Origin of the sequence: Pseudobacteriovorax antillogorgiicola, from assembly GCF_900177345.1 — a bacterium.
In the GTDB taxonomy this organism is placed as follows: Bacteria; Bdellovibrionota_B; Oligoflexia; order Oligoflexales; family Oligoflexaceae; genus Pseudobacteriovorax; species Pseudobacteriovorax antillogorgiicola.
In genome coordinates this window covers 38,987-57,166 of the sequence record NZ_FWZT01000004.1, presented here as the reverse complement: position 1 = coordinate 57,166, position 18,180 = coordinate 38,987, and the positions used below count along the sequence as shown (strand labels likewise).

The 18,180-nt window shown below is 48.0% G+C and carries 13 protein-coding genes; 6 read left to right on the top strand and 7 right to left on the bottom strand.

Annotated elements, in window-relative coordinates:
- Nucleotides 1–25: 25 nt before the first annotated feature.
- Nucleotides 26–1,870 carry a PAS domain-containing protein gene (locus tag B9N89_RS06415; RefSeq protein ID WP_132316967.1) on the bottom strand — a complete coding sequence of 615 codons (1,845 nt, stop codon included), beginning with the start codon at nt 1,868–1,870 and terminating at the stop codon, nt 26–28.
- Between the two features lie 58 nt (nt 1,871–1,928).
- Here B9N89_RS06415 and B9N89_RS06410 point away from each other — a divergent pair, with 58 nt between their 5' ends.
- The 3 genes from B9N89_RS06410 to B9N89_RS06400 all read left to right on the top strand — a co-directional run bounded on the left by B9N89_RS06410 (nt 1,929) and on the right by B9N89_RS06400 (nt 5,170).
- Nucleotides 1,929–2,891: a response regulator gene (locus tag B9N89_RS06410; RefSeq protein ID WP_159455190.1), complete on the top strand. Its 963-nt coding sequence runs from the start codon at nt 1,929–1,931 to the stop codon at nt 2,889–2,891.
- Between the two features lie 765 nt (nt 2,892–3,656).
- A complete protein-coding gene (locus B9N89_RS06405) occupies nt 3,657–4,409 on the top strand; it encodes a protein kinase domain-containing protein (protein WP_132316971.1) in 753 nt (250 codons plus the stop codon).
- A 2-nt stretch (nt 4,410–4,411) separates the two neighbouring features.
- Nucleotides 4,412–5,170, top strand: coding sequence for a PP2C family protein-serine/threonine phosphatase (locus B9N89_RS06400; protein WP_132316973.1), 759 nt, complete (start codon nt 4,412–4,414; stop codon nt 5,168–5,170).
- On the opposite strand, the gene B9N89_RS06395 is transcribed toward B9N89_RS06400, so the two are convergent.
- Genes B9N89_RS06395 through B9N89_RS06380 form a run of 4 tightly spaced genes read right to left on the bottom strand, consistent with a single transcriptional unit; the run spans nt 5,142 to nt 9,555 of the window.
- A complete protein-coding gene (locus B9N89_RS06395) occupies nt 5,142–5,879 on the bottom strand; it encodes an ABC transporter ATP-binding protein (RefSeq protein ID WP_132316975.1) in 738 nt (245 codons plus the stop codon). The genes B9N89_RS06400 and B9N89_RS06395 overlap by 29 nt on opposite strands.
- The gene (locus B9N89_RS06390; RefSeq protein WP_159455189.1) at nt 5,869–6,864 is read right to left on the bottom strand and encodes a FecCD family ABC transporter permease; all 996 of its coding nucleotides are present in this window, start codon (nt 6,862–6,864) and stop codon (nt 5,869–5,871) included. Before B9N89_RS06390 ends, B9N89_RS06395 begins: the two co-directional genes overlap by 11 nt.
- The gene (locus B9N89_RS06385) at nt 6,854–7,747 is read right to left on the bottom strand and encodes an ABC transporter substrate-binding protein (protein WP_159455188.1); all 894 of its coding nucleotides are present in this window, start codon (nt 7,745–7,747) and stop codon (nt 6,854–6,856) included. Before B9N89_RS06385 ends, B9N89_RS06390 begins: the two co-directional genes overlap by 11 nt.
- A complete protein-coding gene (locus B9N89_RS06380) occupies nt 7,735–9,555 on the bottom strand; it encodes a TonB-dependent receptor plug domain-containing protein (protein ID WP_159455187.1) in 1,821 nt (606 codons plus the stop codon). The genes B9N89_RS06385 and B9N89_RS06380 overlap by 13 nt, the downstream gene beginning before the upstream one ends.
- 265 nt (nt 9,556–9,820) lie before the next feature.
- Here B9N89_RS06380 and B9N89_RS06375 point away from each other — a divergent pair, with 265 nt between their 5' ends.
- Nucleotides 9,821–11,740, top strand: coding sequence for a sensor histidine kinase (locus B9N89_RS06375; RefSeq protein ID WP_132316983.1), 1,920 nt, complete (start codon nt 9,821–9,823; stop codon nt 11,738–11,740).
- 188 nt (nt 11,741–11,928) lie between these two features.
- Nucleotides 11,929–13,926, top strand: coding sequence for a SpoIIE family protein phosphatase (locus tag B9N89_RS06370; RefSeq protein WP_159455186.1), 1,998 nt, complete (start codon nt 11,929–11,931; stop codon nt 13,924–13,926).
- 20 nt (nt 13,927–13,946) lie between these two features.
- Here B9N89_RS06370 and B9N89_RS06365 read toward each other — a convergent pair whose 3' ends face one another.
- On the bottom strand, nt 13,947–14,969 hold the full coding sequence (locus B9N89_RS06365) for a hypothetical protein (RefSeq protein ID WP_132316987.1): 1,023 nt from the start codon (nt 14,967–14,969) through the stop codon (nt 13,947–13,949).
- A gap of 253 nt (nt 14,970–15,222) precedes the next feature.
- On the opposite strand from B9N89_RS06365, the gene B9N89_RS06360 reads away from it, so the two are divergent.
- Nucleotides 15,223–17,031, top strand: coding sequence for an OPT family oligopeptide transporter (locus B9N89_RS06360; RefSeq protein ID WP_132316989.1), 1,809 nt, complete (start codon nt 15,223–15,225; stop codon nt 17,029–17,031).
- Here the strand turns inward: B9N89_RS06360 and B9N89_RS06355 are convergent.
- A complete protein-coding gene (locus B9N89_RS06355) occupies nt 16,999–18,162 on the bottom strand; it encodes an alpha/beta hydrolase (protein ID WP_132316991.1) in 1,164 nt (387 codons plus the stop codon). The two genes, B9N89_RS06360 and B9N89_RS06355, sit on opposite strands and share 33 nt — an antisense overlap.
- Nucleotides 18,163–18,180: the final 18 nt, after the last annotated feature.

Genomic DNA, 18,180 nt, shown 5'->3' with positions numbered 1-18,180 from the left:
CATCGGGACAAGTAACCATTTGTCCCTATGACACTAAAGGCAAGATGATATCAAATTGGGTATTCTCACCATTGCGAAGCAACTTCAATTCCGCGCCGTAGGCTTCAAGAACTTTTTTCGCAAAGCCAAGACCAATGCCTGTACCTTGCCCTCCTGGTTTGGTGGTAAAAAAGGGGTCGAAGATATGCTCGGCAATCTCATCGCTGATGCCCTTACCTGAATCTACAATCGAGACCACTACAGATGGCCCTTGTTGATGAACCATGACCTTCACCCAAGCGGCATCGGTATCTTTAATCGCATCAAAAGCATTGTTGACTAGATTAATGATGACCTGCGACAACTCAAGGGGTCGGCAGCGGACCCTCATGACCTCATCCTGAACCTTCACAATGAAGAGAACGTTACTACGTTTGAAGCGCCACTCACAGAATTCGCAGGTGTCCTTGACAATACCATTAATATCATGGCTTGCAATGTTATCAAGGGATCCATCACGGGAATAGAGTAAAAGGCTGCTGATAATCTTAGATGTACGAAACACGACAGATTCGATATGACTCAGAAGAGTTTCATATTCCTTACGATCGTCCTCGGGAACACCTTCTGTAAGATCTTGAAGGTCCTCGCTCAGGGCACTGATGATTTGCAGTGGGTTATTAATCTCATGGGCAATGGTCGCAGCCATCTGTCCGAGACTGGCGAGCTTCTCATTGTGAAAAATTGTGGCGTTTTTTTCCTGTAAGGCTCTTTGATAGAGGATGCTCTCTGTTAGATTTCGAATCACTAGGACAAAACCCGTGATAAACCCCAAATCATCTTTGATAGGGTACTTTGAAATTAAAACGGGTATCGATTCGCCGCCTTTATCAAGTCTCATGGTTTTTTGGGGTTCAACCTTAATATCATGAAGAATGGTTTGAAAGCTGGCGAGAGTTTGTTCCTGATCATCTTGGGGGACCAAAAAACTAAGATAGTTTTTACCAAGTACTTCCCCTTCTTCGAAGGAAAATATTTGCGTCGCCCCTTGGTTCCAGCGGGTCACCCGATAGCTCAAATCAAGGCTAATAATCCCATCTTCCGAGAAGCGAACAATACTCTTTAAGAGGGCGTTCTCGGCCTTCAGGCGAGCCACAACTGTCATGTCTTGGTATATTTCAAGAATTCGCGAGACCTGACCTTCAGAGTTCCAGATCGGGGCGCAGCTAAGTTTAACCTGGATCATATTTTGAGACCCACACATCCGCTCCGTACGAACTCCAGAAACTGTCTCGCCGCGCTTCACAGCATCGAGTAGCTCTTTGTTTTCGCGGCTTCGATGGGCAGGAAACATAACTTGTGTCTGGGGAGAACTTTGAAGTTCAGCAAGGGTAAAGCCCAGAGTTGTCACAGCCGCTTGATTGCATTCCAATACCCTGCCCTCAGTATCTCTTAGCAGAACCGCATCATCGCTATAGCGAAACAATAAATCCTGGAGAGATTGAGACTGAGGGGCTCCCGCTTCATGAGGTGCTTGGATGGGTTGAATGAATCCCGCGAACAGCTGCTTAGACTCCTGCCTCAGGGGAAAGAGGGATAAGCGATTCCAAAAACTTCGACCATCCCTGCGATAGTTCAGAATATCAATAGATATGGGTGTGCCATTGTCTATGCTGTTACGAATTTTGGCCACTGTTTGATTGTCTGTGCTTTCTCCTTGTAGAAAGTTACACTTTCGTCCTAACACTTCAGAAGGTTCAAAGCCAGTAATCGTAGTAAATGCTTGGTTCACGTATAGAATGGGTTCGTCTTCTCGCGATACATCACTAACGACAACCCCTACAGGCAAGTGATCGATCATGTGATACAAAGACTCACTGCTAATATTCATGCATATCCTATGATTCGTGCGGCGTTACGACTACAATAATGTTTGTATAGTATCATGTTTGATCGATCGGACCGTTCTTATGGAAGACTGGAGTTTTTTCCAACCGGAGTTCTTGGAAGCCTTAAACCAGATTGAAATTTTCTTACTTCGAATGGAAGAAGGCCAAGACTTTCCTGTGAATATGCGATCTTGCTTGCGAAACCTTCATGTTCTTTCTACAGAAGTGCAGTTCTTAGGGTTAACAGAGATTGCAAAAAAAGTGCGGCATGTCGAAGAGCTTCTGTATGAAAACGTTAACCTCGGCTACCTCTCCAAAGATCTCGCCGATAGTCTATTGGTAAAAATCGATGGCATCCGTCACGATCTTAGCCAAACACCTGGCAAAGACTCCACGCTCGCTAGGGAGCAGCAGGCTACGGAAAGCTCCAAAGAGTCCAAGGCAGTGCCCATGGTGCAGCAAGCCCGCGAGAGGATTGCCAATGAGATGATCCATCGGGCAAAGTTCCCTTATGGACTCGCATTTGTGGTAGAGGACGAGGAGCTAATCCGAAAAAGCTTGAGTCGCAAGCTCAAACGAGCAGGATTCGATGTCTTAGAATTTGAGTATGCGAATGATGCTCTGGTGAAAATGGCTGAAGTCCACCCTGATATTATCATTTCCGATATCAAGATGGACGGTATCGATGGGCTTCAGCTTCTCGACAAGGTCCATGAGCACCGACCTTACCTACCAGTCATTTTAGTAAGCGGCTACCTCACCACGGAAACCTGCATTGATGCCTTGAGCAAAGGCGTTTCTGGGGTCATGGCAAAGCCGTTTAAGAGCGATCAACTGGTTGAAATGTGTAAGCACAATGTAAAGCGATATCGGGCTCAAAGGCTCCTCGACATGAGCATTTCCTATATGGGATACCAGATCGAAAGGGTTAGCCCCATCCTGGTAAATCATAGAGAAAATGAGTTGAACGAAGACCTTATGGAAGAATTCCAAGAGATTTTGGAACTCAAAAAGTCAATATAAGCCAAACTTCAGCAGCGACACAGGGAGCCCGACTTCAACCTAGCGCCTAGTCAAGTTGAAATTCTCCGCTAGGCGATAAGGAGCGAGCGAGTGACAAAGTCAACATCGCCGATCGACTAGGCACTAGGCTTCCTGGAGTTCGATCTCGCTTAGACATTGCTCGATACTAAACTGATAGTCGGGAAAAAGCTCTTTCAAGCAATCTGCTACCAACATGTGTTTATCATTGACCCAAGCTTCTTCTAGAAAATCGGCTAGATCTGATTTTCTTAGCTTGCTTAGCCAGCCGACTCATTGCTTCACAAAGGCTGCCAGACTTGGGTCTGACATGATGATGTTAATATCTGCTCGCATCGCCACCTCAAAAAAAACCCCACAGAGCGAAGGCCCCGTAGGGACAAGACAACAAAGGCAAACCTTTCGCCACTTATACTGACAAGATGATCAAATTGACGCATTCATCCCAACCTGCCACAGATTGAGAAGCAGATAGCGTGCCAACCTAAAAGCCCAGTGCCGTGTCACCATTAGAACAAAAAATAGCAGGTTAGCCTCACTGGAGGCGGCTAGTTTTACTCCACTACTGTAGCATAATACTTCAATGTTCTCCCTAGCAGTTGCTTTCTCTGGCAACAGGCTATACGCCGCTCCTGCAACAGGAATTCACTGACAGCTTGGCTAGTTCCAAACTAGTTATTGAAGGCACACAGCTTAGAAAGCCGTCTCGATCGAAGAAGGGGATTATCATCCGGCCGGATTCTTGCTATGATTCGTGAACTTGATGATCCAAAAGGAGGCGAGCGATTGTCAGAAAGATTTGATATCCCCACGGGCCGCACTATTGCCGGTAAATACCAGGTTAACAGCCTCCTTGGGGTTGGCTGGGAGGGCGAGGTTTACCTCGTGGAGGAACTGCAGACTGGCATTGAGCGGGCTGCAAAATTTTTCTACCCAGAGCGGAATGTTAAGAATCGCCGAGCCAATAACTTTGCCAAAAAACTTCATCGCAATCGCCACCACCATATCCTGGTCCAGTATCTCCACCAGGAACGAGTGAAACTGCAAGGCCACGATGTCACCTGCTTGGTATCCGAGTTTATCGAGGGTCAAATTCTTACTGATTACATTAAAAATCGTGATAACTCATTAGAATCATACGAAGCCCTGAGCATCCTTTGGGAGATTTGCTCCGGCTTAGAACCGGTCCACCAAGCCGGCGAGTACCATGGCGACCTTCACACCGATAATATTCTTATCAGACGCCAAGGCATCCATTTCCACATTAAGCTAATCGATTCGTTCGATTGGAAAGACAGCCGATCCAAGAATGTTCGACAGGATGTGGTAGACTTAGTAAGAGTTCTCTACGACATGGTGGGGGGGCGCGATCGCTACAGCGAAGTGGGCCCTGAGATCAAGGGAATCTGCTGCGGCCTCAAAACTTCGCTAATCAACAAAAAATTCAAGAACGCCGGCCAGCTCCGCAGCCACCTTGATAGCTTTCTTTGGGAATACTAAGAATGACAGAAGACAATCAGGACTTGGCTCAGTGCCTGATTTTGGGTCGCTTCCAAGTGGCTACCCGTACCCGGCCAGCCCCTGGAAAGGCTCAAAATGAAGATTCACTGGCAGCTAAAGAAGTTCCCAGTGGACTCGTAGCGTTGATTGCTGACGGAGTCGGTGGTTGCCCTCGCGCTCACGAGGCCTCTCAAGCAGTGGCTACCGAGCTAGCAGATCAGGCGGACAAGCAGGATTTCGACCTCATCACCTTTGCTGATAGATGCCAGGACCGCATCCGCGATATGAAAGTAGGAGCAGCCTCCACTTTAGCTTGTATCCAAATTGTAGAACATACTTTGCGCTACCTGATTGCTGGGGACAGCCTGGTGAAAGTTATTGGTGGCAGAGGTAAAATCAAGGACGAGTCACCCGGGCACTCGGTTTTAAACATGTGGGAATCCACAGGGATTCTCGACTCCATAGCCCCCTCTCGTCAAGTCCAAGCAGGATATGAGCTTCTTAACTGTCTCGGTAGCGACACCTGCTACTATCATATCAGCCCAATGATCCCACTGGCCCCTAAGGATATCATTCTCATCGCTTCTGATGGGATATTTGACAATCTCAGCAGCCAAGAGCTCGTGCAGGTGATAAGCAGTTCAGGCCCATCGGCTCTAGAAATCTGCCAAGGAATCTTCGAAGCCCTCGATCGATCTATAGCCCAGGCAAGCGATCCCAAGCTCGACGACTCTAGTCTGATTGTGATTCGCCAAACTTAAGGCCCTTGAGATCAAAAAGTAGCGAAACCTCTTGGTCTGACAAGGCTCCCGACTGATAAGAAAACATTTCGCCAGTCTTGAGCGCTAGGCTCCAGTCGGTATAACGTGGGATAATATAGTGATCGTGGCTCGTCATTAGAACCAGTGCTGATTGCCCCACCATCTGAAGAATCTCCATGAGTTCGTAGCGAGCCTTGATATCCAGATGCGAGCAAGGTTCGTCCAGAATTAAACACCGGGCTTCGCTAGCTAAGGCACGGGCGACCTGAGCTTTCTGGCGCTCACCTGAACTCAAGGTAGACAGCATCCGATCGCGCAAACCTAGCAGCTCCAAGCGTTCCAAAACCTTTTCCACCGCTAGGCGATCGTCTCTTGTGGGATAACCTTGGTTCCAAGGATATCGGCCGAGGCCCACCATTTCAACCAGGCTGATGTCAAAGGATAAGTCCAGCTCACTAGGTACCCATGCTACGTTCCGCGATCGTTCCTGGCTGGAATGGTCCTTTAGGTCCTTGCCCCAAAGCCTTATCTTGCCGTTATATTCCCTTTCTAAACCAGCTAGAATTCGAAGCATGGTGGTTTTACCAGCTCCGTTCGGCCCTAGAATGGTTACCAGGCCTGCGGATGGCAATGATAGCTCTGTTAAGGTGAGAATTCTACGGGACGATGCTTCAAAACTTAGGCCGCTGATCTCAAAACTAAAACCCATGACGACCTCGCTCCTTCAGCATAAGCCCCACAAAGACTGGTGCTCCAATCAAAGACAGAATTGCGCCCACCTGTAGCTCCTGGGGAGCCATCAAAGTGCGTGAAATGGTATCAGCCGCCACCACAAGAATCATTCCATTGATGCAAGAAACCTTGACCAAGTGTCTATGATCAGCACCTAGGTAGAGACGAGTGAAGTGTGGCACCATAAGCCCGACAAAGCTAATTCCTCCAGCAACGGCAACAGAGGCACCCACTAGCCCTGCAATGACGGCTATTGTTTGCCAACGGAGCTGACTGATCGGAACGTTAAGGCTTTGAGCCACATCCTCTCCTAAGTTCAATACATTCAGTCGCCGCGCAATGGGTCGACTAAGCCACAAACCAATAAGCAGCCATGGAAGAGCCATCAAAACATGTGGCCAACCTTTGCCATTAAAACTCCCCATCAACCAAAATAAGATTGATTGGGATAGATTAAACTCGTGGAGACTCAGTGATAATAGAAAGGTAGTCGTGGCCGCAAAAATCGAATTTATGGCGAAGCCTAGTAGTAGCAATCGACCAGGATTCTGAAAGGACTGCCAGGTAGAAAGTCGCCACACAAGACTGGTCGCGAGAACTGCTCCTATAAAAGCTGAAAACGGTTGGACGAGCCAGTGCTCGTAACCCCAACCTAGAAACATGGTTGTCACCACAAAAAGGTTAGCACCACTTACGGTACCTAAAATCGAAGGCCCCGCTAGGGGGTTTCGAAACAAGCCTTGGGATAAGACGCCGGCCATGGCCAGCGCTCCCCCACAAAGAGCAGAAACCAAAACCCGAGGCAGGCGAATGTCCCAAAGAATGATGCGACGGAGAGGATCATCAACTTGCGACACAAGCTGCCAACCCTGAGGCCCCCAACTGATTGCCCACAAAAGAACGAAGGTAAGAAGACTGAAACTCCAGATATATGCAGCAAGGGGGCTGACTTTAGATCGCACAAAGAATCTCCATGGCCTTTGTAATATGATGAGACACGGATGCCAAGTAGCGGCTTGGAACCATAAGCAATCGGCCCTCGCGAACCGCGGCGAGGTGTTGCCAACCTACTTGCCTCTTCATCTCATCCAAAAACTCGCTTTTACGATCTGGATCCGCGCCCACCACGATAAAGTCGGGGTTCATGACCAAAAGACTTTCTCTACTAACACGACTCCAGCCTTTCACACCTTGCTGAGTACCAGCATTGATCGCTCCAATCTTGGCAATCATGCTATCAAAGCTTGTGCCAGCGCCAAAGATCGTGCCATCCTTGCTGTAATTCACAATGCGCTTGCCCTTAAGCTTGCAGCTGTTCTTTAGCGTAAGTATGGTTTGATCCATAGATTCTATGAGAGCTTTCGCACGAGCCTCCTCATGAACTAGCTTGCCCATGATTTCAATATTTCCTTGAATATCAGAGATGCTGGCAAAGCTGCCCAGAACAAAGTATGGCACCTTGGCGACGTCTAAAATACGAAGCCATTCAGCACGAGTATAGCTAGCGACAATAACCAAGTCTGGCGTCATCTTTAAGAGCGACTCAAGCTCATCTCCAAATTGATGGGGCCAGGCTTTCGCTTCTTTATAAATCGCGCTATAGCGTGGATCGCGGGATAAGGGCGAAAGCGCCAGAATAGACTTCGGTCGGTCTTTGAGAAGGTGGACCAAAATCTCGTCTGCCCCAACAAACCCTGAAACCACCCGCGGTGGCTTGACACTGGTTTTGATTTCATGCCCACGACTATCTGTAAGCTTCTGGGGCGCAGCATGGACCTTTGCTGAAAATAGACTGAGCCCTAGAACACAGCAGAGAAGATTCCAATACAGCTTTAAAACTGCCAAGCAAGACCTCCAAAGATGCGACGAGGATATGGAGTATAACCTTCTGCGTGTACGATAGATTGATTCAATATATTTTCTCCACGAAGGTAAGTTTGGAGCCCACTGCTCCATCGGTAACCGTATTTTAAGGAGCCATTGGTATAAGAACTGAGGTTCTCGCCATCAGCATCAGGGCGTTCCGAAGCCCAGACCCCCTGCAAGAAAACATCGTGGGAGCCACTCGTTACCCCATAGCTCAGCCCTGCACTGCGTTTGGGTTGCCTAGCCAGAGTTTCGCTATCATCGTGATCGTAGCGCAGTGATGCATACCAAAGTCCGATCTCATGGTCCGGTCGCCACTGCCAAGCCCCATAGACTTCTGCTCCTTCGTACTGGCCTTCACCCTCAATGTTAGAATAGGAACTGGTGATATACGAGAAGTCAATCTCATCGGTGAGATTTCGTCGATAGGTGTCGGCCCTCAGCAGCCACTGGTCTGCCTGGTACATGTAGCCAGCTTCGATGGCTTTGCCGGATTCTGCTTTAAGATCTGGGTTACCATATGAGCTATAACTTCGGTAGAGGCTTGGTGCCTTGAAGCTGGTGCCCGTGCGAACAAACGCCATATGCTTACGATTCTCGTAGACAATTTCTGCACTGTAAGTGGCCTGATCTCCAAAATCATCAAATTGATCTTGTCGCGCACCAAGCTGGACGAGCCAATTTTCAGCAAGACGAGTATCAGTTAATAGAAAATAGCCAAGGGAACTACGGCTCTCATTGCGCTCTTCAACTTCTGTGAACTCCTCACGTAGTTGAACCCCTGCGTCCACGTGGGTAGCGCCAAACGCTCGACCAAACTTAAGCTCACTAAACTGCCCCTCGCCATCGAACTTAGAGGTTCCATCGAAGGGAAATAAAGCATCGATCTCATCGCGATACTCCCGTTGCACCTGATGATAGCTGACTTTGATACTGCTGTACCAAGTTCCTCCATCATAACGCCCTTGAAGGCGAACAGCCTTCATCTGATCATCAGAAACAAAATTTAGATCGTCTCGGACCAGCTCGTCAGCAAAGCTATATCGATCCAAGTCTTTCTCAGCGTCAGCCCGCTCAACATTGAGGCTTGCGACCCATGGTCCTTGACTCCAAGTCGCCCGTCCATAAAACGCCTGTCGTTGATAGCGATCTTTTTCACTATTTCCTTCAGCTTCTTCAGCCTCGGAAAAAGCTTCATCATCGATCCCATGACCAGCAAACAGGAGGCTCCATTCTTCGTTCAAGTTGATCCCATAAGATAGGTCCAATCGTTTATAACTGCGATTGCTCACCTCTCCTAGGAGGCTGCCGCCATCCACCTGCGTCCGCGTAATAATATTGATCGCCCCAGCCAAGGCGTCCGAGCCATAAGCAACTCCCATGGGACCCTTGGCCACCTCAATGCGTTCCACTTGATGAACACCGAGGTGATCGAGAGATAGAACTCCCGAGATTTGACTTTGGTCTGACACTGGAATACCGTCTATCAGCACCAAGATATGGTCGTTAGTGCTGCCCCTTATGGAAACGCTGGTGTTGCCCCCCATGACTCCAACTCGGGTCACATGAACTCCGGGTATCTGAGCTAAGTAGTCGACTAAGCTAGGTGCATTCTGCCGCTCGATTTCATCCCGATTGATAACGTAATGGGACCGGGTGAACCGATCCAATGTGCGTGTGCGAGTTCCGATGACCGACATCCGCTCCGTTTCATCAGTAGCCCCAAAGGCTGCTAGGCCAGTGTTTATGAAGCCTAAAGCTAACACTCCAATTTGTAGACGGTTCATCTTCCCTCCCCCGGCGTGGACTTTCTCTAGCATGGTAAATCAACGTATTTCTTCACAAAGAAATTCTTGGTTATAGCCACTAATGCCGGGCAAATCTATTAGCAATTATGACGCTTATAGCCACTTACCGGGAGTTTCTGCCTACTGCCGTAAGACTTATCCCTACCGGCAAACCAGCTCACCCAAAACCTGATTCTAATGATTTACTCATAATTTCCGATAGTTTAGCCGGACAAGTAAAATCAAAAGCACCCTGGATACTAGCTTGAGATACTTCTTATCTACATTGCTATTTAGCCTGCTTTCTTTGGAAGTCTTAAGCGCTTCACCAAAGCCGATTATCGATCGCAAGCTAAGCTACGAAGCTTTTGTCTACGAAGATAAGACAGGCCAACTCACAGCGCACGATATCATCTCGGGCCCAATGACCGCAAAATTCCAGTCCCTGAAAGAGACCGGACGAATCAGTTACGGCTACACTGATTCGGTATTTTGGCTCTATGTGGACATCACGAACGACAAAGAATACCCACTCCATGCCTATATTGGCAGCCTTCGACCTGATCCACTTGTGCTTGATATGTATGAAGTCGTTGGGGACCGGATCATCCAACACCGCGGCGGCACCTCGGTCCCAATTGCTGAGCGGGAGTCGTTTCGGCGACTTCATTTCTTTGAGGTCAATATTCCCGCCAAGAGCATGCAGCGATTTTACTTCCGAACGTACTCATCGCTGGATATGACTCTGGACTTGCATCTCTTCGACGAAAATAGCTTGTTGATGACCCAAGTGCAGCTCGACCTAACCCACTTTGCATATTTCGGAATGATGACGAGCCTAGTGATTTACAGTTTGTGTCTCTATCTGTTTCTACGAAGAATTGAATATCTTATCTATGGCCTGTTCGCTGGCAGCATCGCTGTTTCAGCATTTATTTATTCAGGTTTTTTAGAGTATTGGGATATTCAATTGGGGCCATTAACCTCGAACCAACAAGCTAGACATGCTATGGCCATAAGTCCTATCCTAACGATGATGTATACGATACAATTTTTGAATCTCAAATCTCTTTCGAAATGGGTGTTCCGATTCGCCCAAGCTCTTCTCTGCTATTGTCTTATGGTAGCCATATATAGCTTCATCGAACGGTCGCCCTTTGGAGCATTGCTATTGGTTGGATCTCAAGCGAGCACTATGTTCGCATCGTTTTTTCTCGCCTGTTATGCGGTTTATCGTGGAAGAAAATCGGCGATCTATTATGCGACTGGCACATTTATTTTTATCTGTACCATCATCATCTGGACTCTAGGCAATCAGGGGGTCATAGAAAAAAGCTACTTTGTGGCATTTACCCCACTCTTCGGAGGCGCCCTAGAAATGCTGTTCACCATGATCGCCCTATCTTGGCATTTCAAGGAATATCAGGAATACCAGTTTGCCAAAGAGATGTCCGATGCTGAAGCGGCAAATCTTAGAACTTTGGTTCAGGTTGTGTGTCACGACATTGCCAATCCCCTAAGTGTTATCATACTGGCTAAGAAAATGGCTCAGAAGCTTAATATTGAAGATCCAAAACTACAAAAAATCTTTGAAAATGTTGATCGCGCCAGTCGCTCGATCAATGCTATCATCGCTCAGGTGCGCCGAATCCAGTCGATCAAGTCAGGCAAATTCAAGGTAACGTTAGAGTCAGTCAGCATCAAATCCCTGTTTAGCGATGTTCAGTTCAATCTCGAACAGAAGGCAAAAGCCAAAGGAATCACCCTGACTTTTAATCTAGCCGCGAATTCAGAAGACGACCTGCTGGCGCTTGCAGAGCCAACATCCTTGTCTCATGACGTGATCAGCAACTTTGTATCCAACGCAATTAAGTTTTCGAAAAAAGGCGACGACATCAAAATTCGCGCATATATGAACCAAGGCAAAATCATATTAGAGGTTATCGACCAAGGAATCGGCATCCCCAAGAACATCTTAGAGAGTATTTTTTCACCATCTAAGGCCACGTCTCGGCCAGGTACAGAAGATGAATCAGGAACTGGCTTCGGGATGCCTTTAGCCAAGTATTTCATCGAGCAATACGGCGGCACCGTCGCCGTTGAAAGTCGCGACATCAGTCAACACCCTGAAAGTCATGGCACCACTGTCCGCACTGAACTCACCGCTTACAAGGCAGCCCCCTGAGAGTCTGAATAGCTTTCATGATAGCGATGTTTCATCACTTTCCAGGTTTTTTTGTGATTTAGGAAACCGAGCTACTTGTTCTCTTGCGATGCCATTCGAATTTAGATTTCCTACCAATAGATCAGAATAGGGCCAAACCCTTTGATTTCTTTATAGTTGATCCGATGGGAGAACTAGGAGACCTGTCGATGACGAACGCTTTAAAAGTTTTGCTTAGCGGGCTGGCCATTGTCGCTAGTTCGTTGGCCCAAGGTAGCCCTCAAGAAGCACTTCCCGTAAGTAAGACGATGGATGGTGTAGAGATGGCATTATGGGGGCGTTACTTTATCGACTCACAAGACTTATCCGTCAGCGCAGCAAGTCGCTCCCCACACCGTTATACTGAACAAGCAGCATCCACAACAGGACACTTTGGGCCAAAGGCAGAAAAAAATGCCCTTTTTGCCCGATACGTGCTTCATAACCCAACGACAGAACCTATTGAAGTTGTCATGCAGCATCGCTGGGATACCGTTCACGCAATCGATCTTGTCATTCAATACCCCGGCCTTGAGCAACGACGAAGTCTGAGTCGAGATCATTCCCTAGATCAGCGAGATTACGGCTACCGACTCCTTCACGCCTCTTTAGAACTTCTGCCAGGGACAACAGTCGTTTATGCCAAAATTACAGGGGCGGACTTTCTTAAGGGTAATATCGATCTTTGGACAACACGAGTCTTTCAAGACTACGTTTTGCAGGAAACAATGCTCATGTCAGCACTCGTCAGTGTTGTAGGGGTATTCGTGATCTCATTTTTTATCATGTGGGCTACCACCCGCGAAGTCGTTTTTCTTTGGCCCGCAGTTGTCTTCTTTACCTTCTTGACCTTCAATGCCCACTTCAGCAACTTCTACCTTTATGTCCTCGACCTCTTGGACATTCCTTACTACGATCCGAGTCTCTTTATCATGCTGTCACCGCACCTCTGCCTTTACAGTGTGGCTCAATTTACCAGCAACTTCTATGACTTGAGACACTCGTCACCAAAGCTTCACCGCTTGTTTGTGTGGGTCAGTCGGTTGATGCTTGTTTTTTGGCTTCTGGTAGGCCTATCAAATTCTCGTTTGCTTAACACCTCTCTGATCCTTCTTGGCAATCTTATCACGATGATTCCAGTTTTCATTTGCGCTTTTTGGATGGTATTGAAAGGTTATCGACCTGCATACTACAACCTGGGAGGCTGGCTACTACTTTGCCTGGGTAATGCCCTCGCTGTAAGCGCAATACTCGGCTTTACTGACAAATTTCTCCAATCAGACAAGGGCTTGCTTTTCGGCTCAGCTGGTCTAGCGACATGTCTTGCTCTGGCACTGGGAGACAGAATCAATCTGATCAATCGGGATAGAATCAAGATCTTAGGCTCTCAGCAGGCATTACAGGCATCCTTAGAAGCTGCAAGTCTCGTCCAAAATCGTTTTCTTGCTCGTGATAAAATCCCTGGTTTTTCCCTTGCCAGTTACTATCACACTGCTGATATTGTCGGAGGTGATTGGTATTCCTTTCACGAGCGCAACAACTGGGGGCTATTCTTTATCGGTGATGTAACAGGCCATGGCTTATCGTCAGCTCTGATGACAGGCAGTGTTGCAGGTGCGATTAAGTCTTATATGAATGATGAGCATAGTTCATGTGAACCTCAAGAGTTTCTACTTCGCCTTGCTAGCAACCTCAACCGGGTGATTATCGATTGTAACTCTGATGATGACGCGATTCTATTGACAATGGCTGTAGTCATGGTGGATCGCGTCGAGGACAAGGCTTACTACCTGAATGCTGGCCACCCTGGTTTGATGTTACTTCAGGATCAGTCGATCAAGCCTATGATCATACCTGGCTCTCCCATGGGATTTCGAAAAGACCCCAAGTTTAGAGTGAGTCAATTCACATTTTCACCAGGCTCCGTGATATTCATGTATACAGATGGTCTCACCGAGAACTCGTCAGCAGAAGGTCAGGTGCTCACCACCAGAGCTATTGGCAAATTACTCAGTTGTGAAGCTAGCATTCAAGATAAGGCCCAGAAGATCAAAGAAGCTATCCAGAGCGTTTCTGAAGGTCATCCAGCCGAAGATGACTGTACCTTTGTGTTGATAGAGCGGTTGGATAATGATCACAGTCAGATTTTAGAGATATCTGCAGCCTAGATGCGCCGCTCGAAATACCACTAGCCAGCGGGAATGGCAATCACACGTATTCCATCCAATGCGGTACCAGCTCGATCGGATACTCCTATTTCTAGGAACTCAACCTTGACCCGATCAACTTGAGCTTTAAAGATAAGCTTCCCACGGCGCCAGTCCGCCTGGTATGTGATCGTTGCTTCCTGCCAAAGAGTATCGCCGTTGACCTTAACTTCCATACCCATGGATTTCGCTGGATTGTTACGGGCATTATACCAGAAGTCTAGCAGATAAAGGCTGCCCGCTGTAAGTTCAAGATCCTGCTCAATTCCGACATTTCCTGCCTCAATAGAGGGATCGGTAAAGCAGCCTCCGTCAAGATCGAGAAACTGCTGCCCAAACTTTGCCGCTTCACCTGTAGTGGGGTTGCTGGTATTAAGCTCAAAGACAGGGATCATATCAGGGCAGTTATTATCCTCTTGAAGAGTCGCCGTCCAAGCGGAGCCCTCTCCATTCGCAACATAGATGCGAAAGGAAACATCCGTTGCATTATCAGCAACACTGATCGCCTCGAAGTCACCGTCCTCAAGCAAATTATTAACAGAAGCATCGCGGCTCACCTCCCAGTCGCGGAGCATTTGACCACCAGGGTATACAAGCTCGATCCGCCACATGGTATTAATAGCAGGCAATTCAAACTCCAAGCTGTTTTCATTTGGAAAAGTAAATGGGTGATCGGCAAAAGCCCTATCATCTGCCAAAGAATAAAGGTTAAGCATCTCTACCCTACCAGCTCCAAAACCAGCTTGAATTCCCGCTTCATCGATTTGACAAGCCATGGCTGCGCTTTCAGAGCCCTCAGATCTTTGGCAGCTTAAGAAGGCACCAGCAATACTCACCGGCTCGCTCACGATAGTGTCAGGTTCTGGCTCCTCATTGGACGTTCTCTGAACGGCTTTCGGCGCATTTGATTCTTCCGCTTGATCAGGATTGCTACCGACTAGCTTACTTGGATCGCTGCAAGAAAACGAAAGAATCGCTCCCATAAGGTATAAGTATCGCAACATTTAAGGGCCTCCTGGAAGTCTCTATCGGCCGCACCCTACGGCTCCTTTATCACAGCTAATTTGATGTAGTAATTCGGAGGAGTAGCTTCGGACATTTCCCAATTGGCAGCGCTCTGGATTAGACATCTTGCTCCAAGGCACCGAAACTTTTACTGGTATATTTGGCACTGATGAGCTATGGTCGCGGCCCAAAATGAATGTCAGACTGCCATGTCTGTAGGGAATTTCAATGAGTTACGGGGCATAGAAACACATGAATCAAACGCACGACGAGCAAATTTACATTCCGCAGGAAGGGGAGTCCCAATTAACCTTTCGGGCGGTAGCCGCTGGTTGCCTTCTTGGTGGAATAGTTACCAGCATGAACCTCTACCTTGGCCTAAAGATTGGCTGGAGCATCGGTGGTTCATTGATGGCGGCTATCCTTGGCTTCGGACTCTTCGCACTTATCAAACCGAAAAAACCCTACTCCGTGCTTGAAGCAAATATCACACAAACAGCCGGTTCAGGAGCCGGATCTATGGCTTCTGCTGCTGGGCTTTTAGCACCAATACCTGCCATGGGGATGTTGGGGGAAGAGATCCCTACCTGGGGTTTGTTCGCATGGTCGTTAGCAATCGCCTATTTAGGTGTGATGCTCGCCGTACCTCTTCGTCGCCAGTATGTGGTAATCGAGAAATTACGATTTCCCACTGGTACGGCCACAGCAAATACAATCGTTGCCATGTTCGCATCGGCTGGTGAATCCTTGCGAAAAGCTAAGGTCCTCAGTTATTTTAGTGTTGGAGCATTTCTATATATAGTTTCGTCATACTTCATACCTCAGCTAGAATCGCCGCCGTTTCATAAGTGGTTCGACATCTCTGCTCTGGGTGTCATGGCGCTTTGGGGCTTTAAGCTCGCCGTGAGCCCAATGTTGTTCGGAGCTGGGCTATTGATTGGTCCTCGTGTCGGCGCTTCACTCATAGGTGGTGCCATTGCAGGCTGGGCTCTCCTTGGCCCCTCCATCCAAAGCATTGGTTGGGCCCCCCATGAAAATCCCATGGTTATATTCGACCAAGAAAGCAAGCTTTGGGGTGTGCGGGGTTGGATTCTGTGGGTTGGAGTAGCCATCATGGTAGCAGACGGCTTAGTTTCACTTGCCCTTTCTTGGAAAACCTTCATGACAGCGTTCCGAGGAACAAGAGATGCGATGTCCCATGGAGATTTAAAAGAGACATCCCAAGAATCGACAAGTATTCCAAACAGCTGGTGGATGGGCGGCTTCGCCCTTGCAAGCATCGCCACAACGATCGTTGCTAGTCTTGTCTTTCACATTCCTCCCTTACTTACAGTCGTTGCTATCTTTCTATCAACGATCCTTGCCAACGTCGCCGTTCGCTCTATTGGAGAAACCGATATTAATCCCGTAGGAGGCATGGGTAAGGTCACCCAAGCGATTTTTGGTTCCGTGTCCTCCTCGATGGCAACGAATCTCATGTCAGCTGGTATAACTGGTGCTGGCGCGTCCCAGGCTGGCGATATGATGCAAGACTTGAAAACAGGCCACCTACTGGGAGCTTCTCCCAAAGCCCAATTTAAAGCCCAATTGATCGGCATTCTCTCTGGGGTATTTTTTGCTGTACCCGTTTACCTTGTATTCGATCAGGCCTATGATATCGGAGCAGCAAACTCCCCTCTCACAGCTCCTGCTGCCCAAGCCTGGAAGGCTGTCGCCGAGGTGATGTCGAAAGGCTTCGCCGCCTTACCACCCATGGCTGGTTGGGGAATGCTAGCTGGCTTCCTGCTGGGAGGTTTGTTCCCTGCAATCAAGCGCTTTTACCCGAAGCTTGCTCCCTATACGCCAAGTGGTTTGGCTTTAGGCATTGCTTTTATCGTTCCGGCAAAATACTCCATTATCATGTTCCTCGGCTCCCTAGCTTACATGATTTGGCAGCGATGGCGTCCGAGTAGCTTTGAAGCATTGGTTTTCGCAGTGTCGTGTGGGCTCATCGCTGGTGAAGGCTTAGCAGGCATCACAAACGCGATCCTAACTTTGATTGGAGTCCCTAGCCTCTTCTAAGAGCTTACGATACCAAGTCCAAAAACTCGTTTTTTGGCTGGCATCATACACTTGATGCCAGCAATCGTGCCCCCAGCTAAGGGGCACAAACTCCGATAGCCCTCCTTGAAGCTTGATTGCTGACACCATACTTTCCACTAATTTATATGACACTACCTGATCATCCTTGCCGTGATAGATGATAGACGGACAATTGCTCAATGCCTTTGCATCGGAAATCTTTGGAACAGCACCGACTACGGAATAGCCTAGGTAGGGAAAGGCATTTCGCGCCACCAACTCCAAGACAGCGGTACCCCCAACACTGATTCCGGCTAAGACAATTCGATTTGGGCTATAGCCATGATTATCCACCATGTCCTTAATGATTGATTCAATATCGTCTAGGTTCCACTGGCGTCCTGTTGAGATAGGCGATACTAGTGTGAATCTTGGGAATCTAGCATCGAAGTCATAGATCACCCGAGGGGGAACCTGCATTCTCATAAGCCATGTACCTTGACCCGCACCATGTAAAAAAACCAGTAGATCCTTGGAGCTCGGATAGCCATCCGATTCAGTAATAAGGTACTGACAGCCGCTGCCCAAGGCTTCGCAGATTTCACATACGGTCCTCTGTAATCTAGGAACTTGTGTTCCCTCTTTGCTAAAAAACTGGCATCGAGCTGCAAATTGTTGAATATCTTCCCACGAGTGGAAGTTCGCATTAAAGACTCTTAGGCAGATGCTGCACAGCAGAAGCGACTCTTGCTTACTTCGTGCACGGGTACGAGCTGATGGGGCCTCCAATAGAACGTTGTGAGGCGTTGACCACTCTTTGACTAGATAAGTCTTTATCTGAAGACTGCGATCTTCTCTTGGAACGATCTCTAAAAGCATCTCTCTGGCCATATCAGGAGAATCACAGCGAAATGGAATCTGTTGCACCTTGCGGTTGCAGCGTGCTGACATAAACACTTGGTAGAAGTAAGAGCGAAGCTCACTACCAGCAATGAAGGTTGTAAACGGCTTGCCGATCACCCCCTCGGCTAAGGTTGAAGCTCCCGCTTCGCTAGCGAACTCTGCAAAGTTGCTATCCACATGATCAATGATATTGGTTGGTGAAATCCGATAGATACAGCTAAGCTTCATGATGCCTCCTCCCCCAGT